Source organism: Sphingomonas sp. AX6 (genome assembly GCF_902506605.1).
Classification (GTDB): domain Bacteria; phylum Pseudomonadota; class Alphaproteobacteria; order Sphingomonadales; family Sphingomonadaceae; genus Sphingomonas.
Window position 1 is genome coordinate 1,713,344 of sequence record NZ_LR733979.1, and the last position, 17,133, is coordinate 1,730,476.

Genomic DNA, 17,133 nt, shown 5'->3' on the forward strand with positions numbered 1-17,133 from the left:
GCTTAACCCCGCACCACACCAACCGCGCTGAACGGCTTGGGCTCGACCGGCGGCACCTTGCTGTCGTTCAGTTCGCACTGCCAAAAGCCGACATCGATCCAGCGGCCCTGTTTGTACCCGATTTCGCGGTACACGCCCGCGCGCCGAAACCCGACCGATTCATGCAGCGAAATCGACGCATCATTGGGTAGCGTGATCGCACCGATCGCCTGGGTGAAGCCCTGCGCACGGAGCGTGTCGATCAGCGCTTCGTAGAGCAGCCGCCCCACCCCGCCACGCTGTTGGTCGCCCGCGACATAGATCGAGGTTTCGACCACATATTTATACGCCGGACGGTCGCGGAACTTGGTGGCATAGGCATAGCCGACCACACCGCCCTCCTCGCCACCATTGGTAACGACCATCCACGGATAGAGCCCTTCGCTCGCCGCCATCCGTCCGCGCATCGCCCGTGCGTCCGGCGGGTCGATCTCGAACGAGACCGTCCCGCCGATCACGAACGGGGCATAGATCGCGGCGATGCGCGCCGCATCATCGGGCGTCGCCGCGCGGATACCGATCACTGCCATTGCCTCATAGGGCGAACCGGGCGATCAGCGCGTCCATGATCCGGTAATCTTCCGCGCTTGCCTGTGCCGGACCGAACCCGCCGCATTCGAGGCAGCGGACCTGAACCGACGTGCCGCGCGTCAAGCGGCGCATGTCGCCCACCGCCTGGGCGAACGTCGCCCGGCGCGTTTCACCCATCTTCGCGAACAGGTCGGCGGCGGGTTCGGACGCGTCGTCCTCGCCACTCGACGCCATCGACGCGATGAACTGGGCGAACGCGCTCGGCTCCTTTTCGAGATAGACCGCGCGGACCGTTGCGGGGTCGAGGTTGGCGCGGCGCGCGGCCTCCGCCATCGCATCGTCGATGCCGCCCAGCCGGTCGACCAGCCCCAGCTGGCGCGCGGTGCCGCCGTCCCAGACGCGACCCTGGCCGATCTGATCGACGCGTTCGCGGCTAAGCCCGCGGCTGTTCGCGACCAGCCCGACGAAGCGGCGATAGCCATTTTCGATATTGGCCTGGAGGATCGCATCGACCTCTGCATTGGTGCCGCCCAATATGTCGGGCTGGCCCGACAGCGGCGTCGTCTGGATGCCGTCGGTGGTGACCCCGATCTTGGCCAGCGTGCCCTCGAACGTCGGGATCAAACCGAAAATACCGATCGACCCAGTGATGGTGTTGGGTTCGGCAAAGATCACGTCGCCCGGTGCCGACACCCAATAGCCACCCGATGCAGCAAGCCCGCCCATCGACACGACCACGGGCAGTCCGCGACGCTTGGCCTCCAGGATCGCCTGACGGATGCGCTCGGACGCAGTGACCGATCCGCCGGGTGAATCGACGCGGACGACCAGCGCCTTCAACTCATGCTTGGCCATGCCCTCAAGCAGTGCGTTGGCGATGGTGTCGCCCGCGGCCACGCCCGGCCCCGCATTGCCGTCGACGATTTCGCCCGCGACCGTCAGCACGCCGATCTTGTCGCCGGTGGTCGGCAACGGATTGGCGGCGATGTAGCGGCTGAGCGCAATCTCCTTGAAACTGCCCGCTGGCTTGCGGCGCTCGACGCCCGCGATCTCCGCGACGCGCTTTCCGAACGCGACACGGTCGCCGATCCGGTCGATCAGCCCGGCGTTCAGATTGGCCTGGGCAATGTTGCCCTGGGTCGCGGCGATCACCTGCGCAGGCTGGGTCAGATAGGGGCCGACCTGTGCCTTGGGCCGCGCGGCGGCGACATTGGTGCGCCAGGTTTCGAAGATCGAACCGTAGAGCGCCTGATTGGCTTCGCGTGCCTCGGGCGACTGGTCTTCGCGGGTGAAGGGCTCGACCGCCGCCTTGTAGGTGCCGACGCGGTAGACATGCGCGTTGACGCCGAGCCGGTCGATCAGCCCCTTGTAATAAAGCTGGCTGCCGCCCGGCCCGGCGATCAGCACGCCGCCGAACGGATTGGTCCAGATTTCGCTGGCATTGGCCGCCAGCGTATAGGCGCTGTCCGAATAGGCGGTGGCATAGGCCAGCACCGGCTTGTCGGCATCGCGCACCCGCTTGATCGCTTCGCCCACCACCGCGACATCGGCGGGGTAGCCGCCCATGAACCGGTCGAGATCGAGCACTACCGCTTTTACGCGGGTATCGGTTGCAGCCTTGTCGAGCGCGCGAACGACGTCGCGGACACGGTATTGCTGGGGCACATCGCCGCCCGCGAGCGATGCGAACGGGTCGGCCTCGGCAGGCTGTTCGGACAGCGTGCCGTTGAGCGCGATAACCAGCGCGCCGTCCTTGATCGTGGTATTGGGACGCGCCGAAAGCGCCGCGAAGATCAGTCCGAAAAACAACAGCATGAAGATCAGGACCAACCCATCCTTGATCCCCACCAGCAATTTCCAAGCGCCTTTGACCAGCTTCACGTCATGCTCCTTCGTGTCGCGCGTCGTTTGCCCTCGACGTGCTTCATGAACGGGTTAGCCGATCTGTGTTATCGCGGCAATACAGTTGTGCGGCCTGTCCTCATCACGCCTTGTCGAAAAAGACTCGCTTACACCGCTTGACGGTGGTTGGCCTCCTCCACATATGCGCCCTGCTGGCACTCGCCTCGGGTGAGTGCCAAGAGCATTCGACATCTGGGAGAGCATCATGAACTTTCGTCCCTTGCACGACCGCGTACTGGTCCGCCGCGTAGAAGCCGAAGAAAAGACGGCTGGCGGGATCATCATCCCCGACACCGCCAAGGAAAAGCCGCAAGAAGGCGAAGTCGTCGCCGCAGGTGCCGGCGCCAAGAACGACAAGGGCGAAGTGTCGCCTTTGGACGTCAAGGCGGGCGACAAGATCCTGTTCGGCAAATGGTCGGGCACCGAGGTCAAGGTCAACGGCGAAGACCTGTTGATCATGAAGGAATCGGACATCCTCGGCATCGTCGAGGCGTAAATCCCATTACCGTCACCCCAGCGAAAGCTGGGGTATCAAGCCAATCGAGCGGCACGCCTGCCGCACCATATCCCGGCCTTCGCCGGGATGACGGACAGATAGAGGAATTAGCCACATGGCATCCAAAGACGTAAAATTCGGCCGCGACGCGCGTGAGCGCATCCTCAAGGGCGTCGACATCCTGGCCGACGCGGTCAAGGTCACGCTTGGCCCCAAGGGTCGCAACGTCGTCATCGACAAGTCGTTCGGCGCACCGCGCATCACCAAGGACGGCGTCACCGTCGCCAAGGAAATCGAACTGAAGGACAAGTTCGAGAATATGGGCGCGCAGATGGTCCGCGAAGTCGCTTCGAAGACCAACGACATCGCAGGCGACGGCACCACCACCGCGACCGTGCTGGCTCAGGCCATCGTTCGCGAAGGCATGAAGTCGGTTGCAGCGGGCATGAACCCGATGGATCTGAAGCGCGGTGTCGATCTGGCGGTGACCAAGGTCGTTGCTGATCTCCAGTCGCGTTCGAAGCCCGTCTCGGGCTCGAGCGAAATCGCTCAGGTCGGCATCATTTCGGCAAACGGCGACAAGGAAGTCGGCGAAAAGATTGCCGAAGCGATGGAAAAGGTCGGCAAGGAAGGCGTCATCACCGTCGAGGAAGCCAAGGGACTCGAGTTCGAACTCGACGTCGTCGAAGGCATGCAGTTCGACCGTGGTTACCTGTCGCCCTACTTCATCACCAATCCTGAAAAGATGGCGGTCGAACTCAACGATCCGTACATCCTGATCCACGAAAAGAAGCTGTCGAACCTGCAGGCGATGCTCCCGATCCTGGAAGCCGTCGTTCAGTCGGGCCGTCCGCTGCTGATCATCGCCGAAGACATCGAAGGCGAAGCGCTCGCGACGCTCGTCGTCAACAAGCTCCGCGGCGGCCTGAAGGTCGCAGCGGTCAAGGCACCGGGCTTTGGCGATCGTCGCAAGGCGATGCTCGAAGACATCGCCGTCCTGACCAAGGGCGAAGTGATCTCGGAAGACCTCGGCATCAAGCTGGAAACCGTGACGCTCGGTATGCTCGGCACTGCCAAGCGCGTGTCGATCGACAAGGACAACACCACGATTGTCGACGGTGCGGGCGAGCATGACGCGATCAAGGGTCGCACCGATGCGATCCGTCAGCAGATCGAAGTCACCACCAGCGATTACGACCGCGAGAAGCTCCAGGAACGCCTGGCCAAGCTTGCAGGCGGCGTCGCGGTGATCAAGGTCGGCGGCGCTTCGGAAGTCGAAGTGAAGGAACGCAAGGACCGCGTCGACGATGCCCTGCACGCAACCCGCGCAGCCGTCGAAGAAGGCATCGTCCCCGGTGGCGGCACCGCGCTCCTCTATGCGACCAAGGCACTTGAGGGCATCAACGGCGAAAACGAAGACCAGACGCGCGGCGTGGACATCGTCCGCAAGGCGCTGACCTCGCTGGTTCGCCAGATCGCAGCGAATGCGGGCCATGACGGCGCGGTCGTATCGGGCAAGCTGCTCGACCAGAGCGACACGTCGTTCGGCTTCAACGCGGCAACCGACACCTATGAAAACCTGGTGTCGGCAGGCGTGATCGATCCGACCAAGGTCGTTCGCACCGCGCTTCAGAACGCAGCCTCGGTCGCGGGTCTGCTCATCACCACCGAAGCGGCGGTGAGCGAGCTTCCCGAAGACAAGCCCGCCATGCCCATGGGCGGCGGCGGCATGGGCGGCATGGGCGGTATGGACTTCTAATCGGCACGCAGTCGGCGACGACCGACTGCACCAGTGCCGGTTCGGACGGCGGACGGTCGGGAAACCGACCGATCCGACCGACGGCGGCGGCTTTGCCGTCGCCGATCCAGACCGATCAGGTTACCCAAAAAAGATCAGGGCCGGTGGGACACCCCACCGGCCCTTTTCTTATGCGCAGTCGATCCACACCGTAATGCCATGAGCCGAAACGCCTTTACGACGGGGCGAAGGACGTTACGTTCACACACAATCGATCGAGACAAAGGATGAGGCCGTTGCGTAATTTCCGTCAATCCCCTGTGCGTTTCATGTTGCATTGCTCCACCGTGATCGGCCTTGCCGCGCTTCCCGCGATCGCGTCCGCCCAGAATGTGACGATCGTCCAGCCGGGCGCCCCGGGCGAAGCGCCGCGCGCGCTGACCCCGCAACAGGCCTCGCAGATCGCCGACACGCGCTATGCGGCGGCCGACGTCCAGTTCATGCAGGACATGATCGTCCACCACGGCCAGGCGGTCGAGATGGTCGCGCTGATCGACGGGCGAACCAACACCAAGGCGATCCGTGACATCGGCGGGCGCATCACGGCATCGCAGGCCGACGAAATGAAGTTCATGCGCGGGTGGCTGACCGAACGTCGCCAGCCGGTCGCCAATCCGCATGCCGGGCATCAGGGCATGGACCATGGTGGCATGGGCGGTCACATGGGCATGGCCGGCATGGCGACGCCCGAACAGATGAAGGCACTGGCCGCTGCCAAGGGTGCGGCGTTCGACCGGATGTTCCTGGAACTGATGATAGCGCATCACGAAGGTGCTGTGACCATGGTCGATCAATTGCTGGCCCAGCCCGGCTCCGCCTATGACCCCGTCCTCTACGAATTCACCAGCGAAGTGACCAACGAGCAACAGGGCGAGATCAAGCGGATGAGCGCCCTGCTCGCCACGCAATCGACCGATCCGCGCTCGACGCTCAAGGCCGGGTTGCGCGATGCGGGGGTGGCGATCAGCAACATGCGGCTGATTGCGGCGATGCCAAAGCCGACCGGCTTTTTCGATCCCGCCAATCCGGGCAGCCTTCCCCTCGAATTGCCTGCCGACGAAAAAGCCGCCGCAGCACCACAGGACGGCGAAAGCACCACGCGCTTTGCCGAGCGTTCGCCGCTGCTCAGCTTTGCCCAGACCGATATGGCCTTTTCGGGCGATCTGCTCGCGACCGGCAATTATCACGGGTTCAACCTGTACCGCGTCGATCCGGCGGGCGGCGCGCCGACCCTGGTCAGTTCGGTCGTGTGTCCCGGTGGTCAGGGTGACGTGTCGATCGTCGGCGACCTGCTCATCATGTCGGTCGAACAGACCCGCGCGCGGGTCGATTGCGGGCGTCAGGGCGTGAGCGAGGATGTCAGCGCCGAGCGGTTCCGCGGCATCCGCATCTTCAACATTTCCAACCCCGCGCAACCGCGTCAGGTCGGCGCGGTACAGACCTGTCGCGGATCGCATACCCATTCGGTGGTGTCGGGCGACGGGCGCACCGGCAGCGTCATCGTCTATAATTCGGGCACGGCAGGTATTCGCGACGCGCGCGAACTCGAAGGATGCGTGGGGGCGATCGCAGGCGATAATCGCACCGCACTGTTCCGCATCGATGTCATCGAAATCCCCACCGCCGATCCGTCCAAATCGCGGATCATCGACCGCCCGACGGTGTTCGCCGACGAGAGCACGGGCAATATTTCGGGGCTGTGGCAGGGCGGCGACCATGGGCGCGGGACGCAGGACACCAACCGCACCGACCATTGCCATGACATCACCGTGTTCCCAACCGCAAAGATCGCGGCGGGCGCGTGTTCAGGCAACGGCGTGATCTTCGACATCAGCAACCCGCGCAAGCCGCAGCGGATCGACGCGGTGGTCGATCCGACCTTTGCCTATTGGCATTCGGCAACGTTCAACAATGACGGCACCAAAGTCCTGTTCACCGACGAATGGGGCGGTGGCGGTCGTCCGCGTTGCCGGACGCAGGATCCGCGTAACTGGGGTGCCAATGCGGTCTATGATATCGTCGACAAGAAGCTGAAATTCCGCAGTCATTACAAGCTGCCTGCCGCTCAGACCGACCTGGAAAACTGTGTCGCCCACAATGGATCGATCGTGCCGGTGCCGGGGCGCGATATCTTCGTCCAGGCCTGGTATCAGGGGGGCATGTCGGTGATCGATTTCACCGACAGCGCCAATCCGGTCGAAATCGCCTATTTCGATCGCGGGCCGGTCGATCCGCGAACGATGGTGATGGGCGGTTACTGGTCGGCCTATTATTATAACGGGCGCATTTATGGGACCGAGATTGCGCGCGGGCTCGACGTCCTGGCGCTAGCGCCGAGCGCACACTTGAGCGAAGCCGAAATCGCCGCCGCCGCACTCGCCGATCAAGGTCAAAGGTTTAACCCGCAACAGCAGTTCCCGGTCAGTTGGCCCGCGCACCCGACGATCGCGCGCGCCTATGTCGACCAGTTGCGGCGGAGCAATACGCTGACCCCCGCGGTCGCGACCGAACTGACGCAGGCGCTGAGCCAAGCGGCGGGACCGATCGAAGCGAATGCCAAGGATACGGCGCTTGCCGGGCGATTGCAGGCGTTGTCCAGGAACCTCGGCAATGCTCGCGTGGATGCAGTGGCGAGCAAGCGCAGGACCGCGCTTCAGGAAAGCTTGAAGGCGATCGCGCAGCGGCTGCGGTAAACGCCCTGTCCTCTCACCGCTCATGTTGAGCTTGTCGAAACATTATCCTTTTCTTCCGAAGGAAGAAGGACAGTGCTTCGACAAGCTCAGCACGAACGGGCTTAGGGTTAAGGCACGATCCGCACCGGCACCGACTTCCCCGCCGGCACATGGCTTTCCTCGGCATGATGCTCGACCGGCATCAGCACGTTCGCTTCCGGATAATAGGCACCCAGGCAGCCGCGCGGAATGTTGTAGGGGGTGACGATCAGCCCCTCGCGCCGCCGTCGCCGATTGTCGTCGGCATCGCTTTCGAGCGCGACGCGCTGGCCTTGGCTCAGCCCCGCCGTTTCCATGTCCGCGCGGTTGATGAACAGGACGTCGCGCGTGCCCTTCACGCCGCGAAACCGGTCGTGATAGCCATAGATGGTGGTGTTGAACTGGTCGTTTGAGCGCAGCGTCATCAACCGATATCGCCCGTCGCGATCGTCGAACCCGGTCGTCGACAGGGTTTTGGGCACCAGAAACTCCGCCTTGCCGCTAGGCGTCTGCCAGATGCGTTCCGATGCCTTGTTGCCCTTCCAAAATCCACCGGGGGTGAACAGCCGCTTGTTGAAATCACCGAAGAAGTGCGGATAGGTCGCCTCGATCGCATCGCGGACCCGGCCATAATCGGCGACCCATTCGTCCCAGGGGACACGCGGGTTGGGCGGCGTAATGCGCTTGGCGATTTCCGCGATGATCGCGGGCTCGGATTTGAGGAACGGGCTGGCGGGCGTCGCCTTCCCCCGCGATCCGTGAATACAACTCGACGAGTCCTCGACCGAGACGGCTTGCGGTCCCGTCGCCTGCACGTCGCGCTCGATCCGACCAAGACAGGGCAGCAGGTAGGTGACCTTGCCTGCGAACAGGTGATTGCGGTTCAGCTTGGTCGCGATCTGCACCGACAGTTCGAGCCGCGGCCAAGCCTCTTCCATCGCCTCGGTCTCCGGCACCGCGCGCAGGAAATTGCCGCCCAGTGCGACGACTGCCTTCACTTGCCCATCGATGACGCCGCGGCAGGTCTCGACCGTATCCAGCCCCTTTTCGGTCGGCGGATCGAAACCATAGAGTTCGCGCAGCTTGTCGACGGGCGCGAGTTCGGTCTTTTCGGTGATCCCCACCGTTCGCTGGCCCTGGACATTGGAATGCCCGCGCACCGGGCACAGCCCCGCGCCGGGCTTGCCGATATTGCCGCGCAGCAACAGCAGGTTGACGATCATGCGGACATTGTCGACGCCCTTCACATGCTGGGTCAGGCCCATGCCGTAAATCGCCATCACCGCGTTGGATTTGACATAGACTCGCGCCGCCGCCTCAAGATCGCGGCGCTTCAGGCCGGATTCACGTTCGATCGCGTCCCAGTCGGTGCCGCGCACTGCCGCCAGAAAAGCGTCGGCGTCGTGGCAATGCTGATCGAGGAAGTCGTGATCGAGGGCGACGACTGCACCATCCGCCAGCGCTGCATCGTCCCATTCGACCAGCCATTTGGCGATGCCCATCATCGCAGCGATGTCGCCACCCGCCTTCACCTGATGATATTGGGTGGCGATGCGCGTTTCGCCGCCGGTTGCCATTTCGACCGGGTTCTGGGGATTGGTGAACCGCTCCAGCCCGCGTTCGCGCAGCGGGTTGAACACCACGATCTCGGCCCCGCGCTTGCGACATTTCTTGAGGTCGTGGAGCATCCGCGGCGCGTTCGACCCTGGATTCTGGCCAAAGAAGAAGATCGCGTCGGTATGGTCGAAATCGCTAAGGCGCGTTGTGCCGACGGGCACCCCGATCGCCGCCTTCAGCCCGACCGAGGTCGATTCATGGCACATGTTCGAACTGTCGGGCAGGTTCTGGTTGCCGTACATCCGCGCCATCAATGCCCACATGTACGAGGATTCGAGGCTCGCGCGCCCTGAGGCATAGAACACCGCGGCCTTGGGCTCGATTGCGTTCAGCGATGCGCCAATCTCGTCGAATGCCACATCCCAATCCACCGCCTCATATTTATCCGTCGCGGGGTCGTAGCGCATCGGGTGCGTCAGTCGACCATGTTCCTCCAGCCGGTAATCGGTCCACCCGCGCAATTCGGTGAGCGTGTGGGTCGCGAAGAATTCAGGCGTCGTTCGGTGCGCGGTCAGTTCCCAAGCGGTCGCCTTTGCGCCCTCTTCGCAGAATTCGACCGGGTGGTGGTCGGCGGGCTTGGGCCAGGCGCAACTGACGCAGGCAAAGCCGTCGGGCTTGTTCTGGCGGGTGAGTTCGCGAAGCCCCTCCGGTCCGATCTTTTCACGCGGCAGGATGTCGGCAAGCGATTTGACCGACCCCCAGCCACCGGCAGGGCCGGGATAGGGCGTAACCTCTGGCCGGTCGTCATGCTGTTTCGCCATGGTCATCGCCTCTCAACCGGGATCGCATGCCATCATGCGCGTGTCGAACCAACGGGTCGATCCCCGATTGGTTCAGCCGCAAGCACACCCGTTTGCCCGGAGCACCACCGCCGCGCTATGTCCGACCGCGATGGACTCCCCTGCCCCCAGCATCGCTATCGCGTTCCGGTCGATTTCGCCCGATGGGAGCGCGCGCGTAGTCGAGCGCGGCGTCGCGGTCGAACGACCGTTGGCGATCGAGTTCAACGGCATCGGCTATGCGGTGATGATGGCGACCCCTGCTGACCTTCAGGATTTCGCGACCGGGTTCGCGCTCAGCGAACGATTGATCGAAGCCACAGGCGACCTCGTCGATTTCGAATCCATCGCCACGCCCCATGGCGATTTGCTCCGCGTGACGCTTTCCGCGCCGTGCGTGCCACTGATGCATCAGCGCGTTCGGCATCGTGTTTCGGAATCCTCGTGCGGCATGTGCGGCATCGAGAATCTCGATCAAGCGCTGCGCCCGCTGCCGCAAGTGCCGCGTGCAGGCGCATTGGAACCCGACGCGGTCTTTCGCGCGCTGGGCGCACTCCGCGATCACCAGCCGCTCAACCGCGCAACCGGTGCGGTTCACGCCGCGGCGCTGTGCGACGTCGATGGCGGCATCCGGCTGGTGCGCGAAGATGTCGGGCGGCACAATGCGTTCGACAAGCTGATCGGAGCGATGGCGCGCGCCGGGCTCGGCTGGGATGGCGGGTTTGCATTGCTCAGTTCGCGCTGCTCCTACGAACTGGTCGAAAAGGCGGCCTTGGCGGGCTGTTCGCGGCTGGTGACGATCTCGGCACCCACCGATCTAGCGCTGGCGCGGGCGGCAGACGCGGGAATCGACCTGATCGTCCTTGCGCGCAGCGACGCGGTGCTGGCCGCGATAACCGAATGAGCCTGGTCGGCGTGGTATTGGCGGGCGGCGCGGCACGTCGGTTCGGCAGCGACAAGGCATTGGCCATATGGCGCGGCCGGACGCTGATCGACCATAGCGCCACCGCGCTGCGCCCCTTCGTCGATCGCATCGTCGTGGCGGGGCGCGACGGCGGACCGCTGGGGATGGAGGGGGTTGCCGATTGGCCGCGCACCGGGTTGGGACCGCTTGGCGGGTTGTGCGGTGCGCTGCGTCTGGCAGTCGCAGAAGGACATCGCGGGGTACTGAGCATCCCCTGCGACATGCCATTGGTCCCCGAAGAGGTGATTGCCGAACTCGCGGCGGGGCATGGCGCGTTCTATCTCGATCAGGCGCCGGTGCTGGGGTTCTGGCCAGCTGCTTTGGCGGATGCACTGACGACATTTCTGGAGCAATCGGACGATCGATCGATCGTCGCATGGGCGCGTAGTGTGGGTGCGCGGTTGCTGCGTGGGGTCAGTGCCATTCCCAACATCAACCGTCCGGGCGACCTCGACGCGCTGGATCGCTAGCGACGGCGGTGGCGCAAGGGTCAGGCGAGAATGGCCAGCCCTTGCGCGTGGGTGCCGAGGATCAGCAGGATCGTGGTCGAAAAGGATCCGATACCGATCAGGACAGGGCGAAGCGCGGTGCGCGCCGCCGGGTTACGGAGCTTCACCGGGTTACGCCAGCGGCAGGCCGGGTGCCGATGCAGCGACGAGGATCGCGGTGAAGAAGACCGAGCCGACCAGAGCGACGGCATTGCGCGAGACGTTTTCGATACGGACGAACATAGTGGAAACTCCCTGAGTATCGGCGGTGTCGGACCATCCGTCCGCCGTTGCTGAGGGATTTGCAGGGAGCGTGCCAGTTTTGCCGTAACGCCGAAATCCCGGGCCTTTTGACCGTTGCTCGAAGGTCATTTGGTTATTTACACCAGATGAACGGAGCGAAATCTGCCGTTCACCTGGTGTATTTTGCGAAATCGGTCATGATTGCGGGCTTAGTTCGCCGTCGCGGCGCGAGCCTGTCGTGGGCCGCTGACCCGCCAGATGACGTTGCCGACATCGTCCGCGACGAGCAGCGCCCCCAATTGATCGGTGATGACGCCAACCGGACGCCCCATCGCCTGCCCATCTTCGTTCAGAAAGCCGCTGAGGACGTCGATCGGCAATTGCCCGCGAACCGGAAAGCCATTGTCACCGAACGGCACGAACACGACCTTGTAGCCAGAGGGCGGCACGCGGTTCCAAGATCCGTGCTGGCCGATAAAGGCGCCGCGCGCGAACGGCCCACCCAGCCGCGCATCGCCCGCGAACGTCAGGCCAAGCGATGCGGTATGCGGCCCCAGCGCATAATCGGGACGCGCGGCATATTCGCGCAGGTCAGGGCGCTTGGGCTCCACCCGCTCATCGACATAACCGCCGAAATAGCTGTGCGGCCATCCGTAATAATTGCCGAACTGAACCCGCGTCAGATAATCGGGCGGCCCGTCCGACCCCAGCATGTCGCGTTCGTTGACGACGGTCCAGATCGCCCCCGTCTGCGGTTCGATTGCCATGCCGACGGGGTTGCGGATGCCGGTGACATAGGGGCGGAAGCGTTTGGCGGCGATATCGACTTCGAGGATCGCGGCGCGGTTGGTTTCGCGGTCCATGCCCTTTTCACCGATGTTCGAATCCGATCCGACCGCGACATAGATGAAGCGGCCATCTTCGCTGGCGAGGATGTTGCGCGTCCAGTGATTGCCCGCCGCGGGCAGATCGACGATCTTTTCCGCAGGCGCAGTGATCCGGGTCTGGCCGACCTGAAACGGGAAACGCACCAGCGCGTCGGTGTTGCCGACATAGAGGTGCTCTCCGACGAGTGCCATGCCGAAGGGCGAGTTCAGCCCGTCGAGTAGCACCGACCGCGCCTCCGCCACGCCGTCGCCATTCGCGTCGCGCAGCAGCGTGATGCGGTTGGCCGACGCCACGCCTGCGCCTGCGCGGCCCATCAGCTTCTTCATTACCCAGTTCTGGATACCGCCTTCTTCTCGCGGCGGGCTGTTGGTTTCCGCGACCAGCACATCGCCATTGGGCAAACGGTACATCCAGCGCGGATGATCAAGCCCGGAAGCGAAGGGCTGAACGGTCAGCCCCTGTGCGGCGCTCGGCATCCGCCCTGCGGGCCAGCCGATCGCCTCTGCCACCTGGACCGTCGGAATGGTCTGGGTGCGAGGCGCGGCGATCTTGGGCGCCTGCCCCATCACCGCTTCCACCTCGTAACGGGCGCGGTCGGGGCGAGTCATGTAGAACAGGATGGCGGCGGCGATCAGGACAAGGATGCCGCCGAAGATCAGGATATGTTTGCGCATATCGTCCACGTTAGGCGGGGAGCGTCACCGCGCCAAGCCGGAAATGGCCTCCGGTGAAGCAGGCTCAGCGCGCGGTAGGGGCCTGTGCGATCTGGACCGGGGCGGCGGTATCGGCCTCTCCACTATCGGGCAGGACGACGATGCCGAGCAGTACGACCATGCCGATCGCCGCCATGACCCCTGCGCCGCGCCAATGCACCTTGGCACCGGTCAGGCGGCTCCGTTCGAAAGGAAGATTGGCGGACGCACGATGGCTACAGCTACGGATACAACGCATTTCTGATGGCTGCGACGGCGAAGCTGACTGCCAGATGTACGGAACAGTGGCTGTGCGACAGTCCGGGCGGCAATGACGCCATGTCGTTCCAGCGCGCTGTTCTGCCAAAAAAAACATGGCCGCCGACGAAAGGGTAAGTCGGCGACCACGAGTGACGCTTCAACCTTGTGACCGGGCGCAAAGGGGGCTGGCGTCCGGTCTCGGCGCTTCGGTCAGCACGGAAGCGACCATCCCGTGCATTTGCCTTGCGCGACATGCCGGGCGCGTTCCTTGAAGCAGGAAGGACATCGCATATCGCGCCAGGGGCGGTTCGGATCGATGCCCGATACGGCATCGCTCTCAAACCGCGTTCCGAAAACTCTCACGGATGCACGCCGGGGTCCAACGCATCGCGTCACTTTCCGTGATCGCTTCGGTCGATGGTCCATCAGTCCTCTGCGATTTCCAACTTCTTCGGCGGATGCAGCCGCAACCGCGATACGCGCTTGGCGTCGGCGGCAAGCACTTCCAGCCGCCAACCCGACGGATGGTCGAGGATGTCGCCCACGCTCGGTACTTCGCCTGCCAAGACGAAGGCGAGACCACCCAGCGTGTCGATATCTTCCTCGACCTCGGCCAGTCGCGGGTCGATCGCCTCGGCCACGTCTTCCAATTCGGCGCGGGCATCGGCGTCCCAGCCGCCGCCGTCCAGGGGCACGAACAAAGCGGTGGGCGCATCGTCATGCTCATCGTCGATTTCGCCGACGATTTCTTCGATCAGATCCTCGATCGTCACCAGTCCCTCGGTGCCCGAATATTCGTCGAACACCACCGCGAGGTGCGTGCGTTTCGCCTGCATCGTCGCAAGCAAATCGAGCGTCCCCATCGATTGCGGCACGAAAATCGGCTGACGGACCAGTGAGGTCAGATTTTCGGGCGGGGTCTGGCCGGTCGCCAGGATGTTGAACACATCCTTGATGTGGATCATGCCGGTGATCGTATCAAGCTTTTCGCGAAACACCGGAATGCGGCTGTGCCCGGCCTCGGCAAACAGCGCGACCAGATCGGCGAAGGGCGACGATTCTTCGATCGCAATGATGTCCGCGCGCGGCACCCCGACATCGCCCGCATCTCGCTCGCCGAAATGAAGCAGGTTTTTGAGCATCTTGCGCTCGATCGGCGACAGATCGCCCTTGACCGCATTGTGCCCATCCTCGCGCGCTTCGCTTTCGTGATCGGAAATCGCTTCCTCGATCCGGTTGCGCAGCGTGTCCGCGCTTTCGTCGCCGAAGATCAGGGTGCGCAACCCCCGCCATATGCCGCCGCCGTCGGGCGGCGTGCTACTGTCGCCCCCCCCGGCGCTGCTGCCGTTGTTACCGTTGCTACTCGGGCCGTCGGCCATTGTCGTCTTCGTCCTCTAAAATGGGGTACGGATCGGCAATGCCGAGGCTGGCGAGCGCATCGCGCTCGATTGCCTCCATGCCTTCCGCTTCCGCATCCCCCTGATGATCATATCCTAGCAAGTGCAGCACGCCATGCACAATCAGGTGCTGGGCATGATGTTCCACCGAAATCTTTCGCTCCGCCGCTTCGCGCATGCAAACGCCATGCGCGAGGACGATATCGCCGAGCAGCACTTCGCCATCGTCGCTGTTCGCGGTCACGGTATCGATCAGGTCAGGCTGGATCATGGGGAACGACAGCACGTTGGTCGGCTTGTCCTTTTGCCGGTAATCGCGGTTGAGCACCCGCACTTCGTCGTCGTCGGTCATCCGCACCGCGATTTCGATCGACGCAGCGGTGGTTGCGAGGGCCGCATAGGGCGTGCGCGCGATCGCCGCCGCTGCGCAAGCACTAGCCAGCGCTTCCCAATCGGCATCGGGCCAACCGGCTTGGGTCTGCACGGCGACGTCGATCATGCGAGGTCCGTCAGGGCGAAATCATCGCCCTTGTACAGTAATGCCGCATCGTTGGTGCGGGCACAGGCATAGGCAAAGCAATCGCCCATGTTGAGGCGCGCAGGGTGGCGGCCTTTGCCGAAACGATGATAGGCATCAAGCGCGATCCGCCGTTCCTGCTCGTCAATCGACACCAGTCGAAAGGGTCGTGACCTTGCGAATGCCTCCACTTCAGTGCGGGCTTCGTCGAGCGAGTAGAGCTTCGCGTGTCGCAACCCTGCAATGGCTTCCCAGCAAGACATCGCCGACCATATCGGGTCAGGGCTGGCGATTACGCGCTCGGCTAGCGCCGGCCCATCCGCTTCGCCTGCGATAATTGCAACCAAGGCGGATGCATCGACGAACAGGGTCAATCCTCGCCCCAAAGTTCATCGAAGAACGCTTTGTCGGCAAGCTTGCCGGTCGGCGGTGGTAACGGATGTTCGGCGCGATAACGCCTCATCCAGACCAGCCAGTCTTCTTTTGGCTCGCTCGCCACGAGTTCGGCTTTCCGGCGCAACAGGCTGTCACGGACTGCCTCGGTCTTGGTGGTGCCGAGCCGCGCGGCGAGTTCTGCCGCCAGCGCTGCGGTTTCACTGTCCTTGATGTAGAGCGACGCCATATCGGCCTCCTAGGGGATATCCCGATATAGCGCGGGATATCCCCGTTCACAATCAAGTCCAAAGGATTCAAGCATTGTCGCCCTCATACGCCTGGACGATGCGGCCAACGATCGGGTGGCGCACGACGTCGGCGGTGGTGAACCGGACGACCGAGAGCGATTCGATCCCCTCCAGCTTGCCGACCGCGTCGTTCAGGCCTGATGCGGTCACGCCGCCGGGAAGATCGGTCTGGTTGGGATCGCCGCAGATCACCATCCTGCTGTTCTGGCCGAAGCGCGTCAGGAACATCTTCATCTGCATCGGCGTGGTGTTCTGCGCTTCGTCGAGGATGATGAACGAGTCCGCCAGCGTGCGGCCGCGCATGAAGGCGATTGGCGCAATCTCTATCTCGCCCGACGCCAGCCGCCGCTCGACCTGTTCGGGCGGCATGCAGTCGTAAAGCGCGTCGTACAGGGGACGCAGATAGGGATCGACCTTTTCCTTCATGTCGCCGGGCAGGAAGCCGAGCTTTTCCCCCGCCTCGACCGCGGGGCGCGACAGGATCAGGCGCTGGACGCTGCCGGTGATGAGCTGCGCGACGGCCTGGGCAACCGCGAGATAGGTCTTGCCCGTGCCTGCTGGCCCCAGCGCGAAGATCATGTCGTTCGACACCAGTTGCCGCATGTAATGCGCCTGATTGAGCGAGCGCGGCACAATCGTTTTGCGTCTGGTACGGATCATGATCGGCGGTGCGCCGTCGCTTTCCTGGCGGACGATGCCGTCGAGCGTTGGTTCGCTGGACATCGCGATCACCGCGTCGATGAGCCCGGTGTCGATGTCCTCACCGCGGATGACGCGCGCGTGAAGGTCGTTCAGCACTTCGCGGGCATGAGCCACGGCCTCTGCCGTCCCCTCCACCTGAACCCGGTCGCCGCGGGCGGTGATGTACACGCCCAGCCGCTCTTCAAGCGCTAGCAGGTTCGAATCGAATTCGCCGAACAGGCGCGGCAGGAGCTGGGGCTTGTCGAAGCTGAGTTCGGCACGGGAACGCTCGCCCGGACGGGCGGGGACAGGCTTGCGGCTCATGCAGTCCTTTCGGGGGTGCGAAGATGAACAAGTTGACAAGGTTTACACGATCGCACGGTTCGGGCGCGGACAGCCGCCAACCGAAGGGCGTGCTGGAGGTCGGCAAGAATCGCGGCGCGGCG

16 protein-coding genes are annotated in these 17,133 nt (G+C 63.7%); 5 read left to right on the forward strand and 11 right to left on the reverse strand.

What is annotated here, in order from left to right; translation table 11 throughout:
- Window positions 1-2: 2 nt before the first annotated feature.
- Window positions 3-563, reverse strand: coding sequence for a GNAT family N-acetyltransferase (locus tag ENHY17A_RS08340; protein ID WP_159711800.1), 561 nt, complete (start codon window positions 561-563; stop codon window positions 3-5).
- 10 nt (window positions 564-573) lie between these two features.
- Window positions 574-2,451 (reverse strand): signal peptide peptidase SppA, encoded by a 1,878-nt coding sequence (gene sppA / locus ENHY17A_RS08345; protein ID WP_159711802.1) that lies wholly within the window; start codon window positions 2,449-2,451, stop codon window positions 574-576.
- 226 nt (window positions 2,452-2,677) lie between these two features.
- On the opposite strand from sppA, the gene groES reads away from it, so the two are divergent.
- From groES to ENHY17A_RS08360, 3 genes are all read left to right on the forward strand, one after another.
- A complete protein-coding gene (gene groES / locus ENHY17A_RS08350; protein WP_159711804.1) occupies window positions 2,678-2,968 on the forward strand; it encodes a co-chaperone GroES in 291 nt (96 codons plus the stop codon).
- A gap of 115 nt (window positions 2,969-3,083) precedes the next feature.
- Window positions 3,084-4,727: a chaperonin GroEL gene (gene groL / locus ENHY17A_RS08355; protein WP_159711806.1), complete on the forward strand. Its 1,644-nt coding sequence runs from the start codon at window positions 3,084-3,086 to the stop codon at window positions 4,725-4,727.
- 308 nt (window positions 4,728-5,035) lie between these two features.
- On the forward strand, window positions 5,036-7,459 hold the full coding sequence (locus ENHY17A_RS08360; protein WP_159714362.1) for a DUF305 domain-containing protein: 2,424 nt from the start codon (window positions 5,036-5,038) through the stop codon (window positions 7,457-7,459).
- 107 nt (window positions 7,460-7,566) lie between these two features.
- Here the strand turns inward: ENHY17A_RS08360 and ENHY17A_RS08365 are convergent, their stop codons facing one another.
- Window positions 7,567-9,855: an FdhF/YdeP family oxidoreductase gene (locus ENHY17A_RS08365; protein WP_159711808.1), complete on the reverse strand. Its 2,289-nt coding sequence runs from the start codon at window positions 9,853-9,855 to the stop codon at window positions 7,567-7,569.
- Between the two features lie 130 nt (window positions 9,856-9,985).
- Between ENHY17A_RS08365 and fdhD the strand changes: the two genes are divergently transcribed.
- A complete protein-coding gene (fdhD, locus tag ENHY17A_RS08370; RefSeq protein ID WP_159714365.1) occupies window positions 9,986-10,777 on the forward strand; it encodes a formate dehydrogenase accessory sulfurtransferase FdhD in 792 nt (263 codons plus the stop codon).
- Entirely contained in the window at window positions 10,774-11,307 is a 534-nt protein-coding gene (gene mobA / locus ENHY17A_RS08375) for a molybdenum cofactor guanylyltransferase (RefSeq protein ID WP_159711810.1), read from the forward strand. The genes fdhD and mobA overlap by 4 nt, the downstream gene beginning before the upstream one ends.
- Window positions 11,308-11,327: 20 nt before the next feature.
- Here the strand turns inward: mobA and ENHY17A_RS14825 are convergent, their stop codons facing one another.
- The 8 genes from ENHY17A_RS14825 to ENHY17A_RS08410 form a co-directional block, all read right to left on the reverse strand.
- The gene (locus ENHY17A_RS14825) at window positions 11,328-11,453 is read right to left on the reverse strand and encodes a hypothetical protein (protein WP_268893985.1); all 126 of its coding nucleotides are present in this window, start codon (window positions 11,451-11,453) and stop codon (window positions 11,328-11,330) included.
- Window positions 11,454-11,777: 324 nt separating this feature from the next.
- Complete coding sequence (locus ENHY17A_RS08380) at window positions 11,778-13,130, reverse strand: PQQ-dependent sugar dehydrogenase (RefSeq protein WP_159711812.1); 1,353 nt, start codon at window positions 13,128-13,130, stop codon at window positions 11,778-11,780.
- 64 nt (window positions 13,131-13,194) lie between these two features.
- Window positions 13,195-13,407, reverse strand: coding sequence for a hypothetical protein (locus ENHY17A_RS08385; RefSeq protein WP_159711814.1), 213 nt, complete (start codon window positions 13,405-13,407; stop codon window positions 13,195-13,197).
- A gap of 427 nt (window positions 13,408-13,834) precedes the next feature.
- Window positions 13,835-14,788, reverse strand: coding sequence for a hemolysin family protein (locus ENHY17A_RS08390; protein WP_159711816.1), 954 nt, complete (start codon window positions 14,786-14,788; stop codon window positions 13,835-13,837).
- Complete coding sequence (gene ybeY / locus ENHY17A_RS08395) at window positions 14,769-15,305, reverse strand: rRNA maturation RNase YbeY (RefSeq protein WP_159711818.1); 537 nt, start codon at window positions 15,303-15,305, stop codon at window positions 14,769-14,771. The genes ENHY17A_RS08390 and ybeY overlap by 20 nt, the downstream gene beginning before the upstream one ends.
- Window positions 15,302-15,697 carry a type II toxin-antitoxin system VapC family toxin gene (locus ENHY17A_RS08400; RefSeq protein ID WP_159711820.1) on the reverse strand — a complete coding sequence of 132 codons (396 nt, stop codon included), beginning with the start codon at window positions 15,695-15,697 and terminating at the stop codon, window positions 15,302-15,304. Before ENHY17A_RS08400 ends, ybeY begins: the two co-directional genes overlap by 4 nt.
- Window positions 15,694-15,945, reverse strand: coding sequence for a type II toxin-antitoxin system VapB family antitoxin (locus tag ENHY17A_RS08405; RefSeq protein WP_159711822.1), 252 nt, complete (start codon window positions 15,943-15,945; stop codon window positions 15,694-15,696). Before ENHY17A_RS08405 ends, ENHY17A_RS08400 begins: the two co-directional genes overlap by 4 nt.
- A 67-nt stretch (window positions 15,946-16,012) precedes the next feature.
- Entirely contained in the window at window positions 16,013-17,011 is a 999-nt protein-coding gene (locus ENHY17A_RS08410; RefSeq protein ID WP_159711824.1) for a PhoH family protein, read from the reverse strand.
- Window positions 17,012-17,133: the final 122 nt, after the last annotated feature.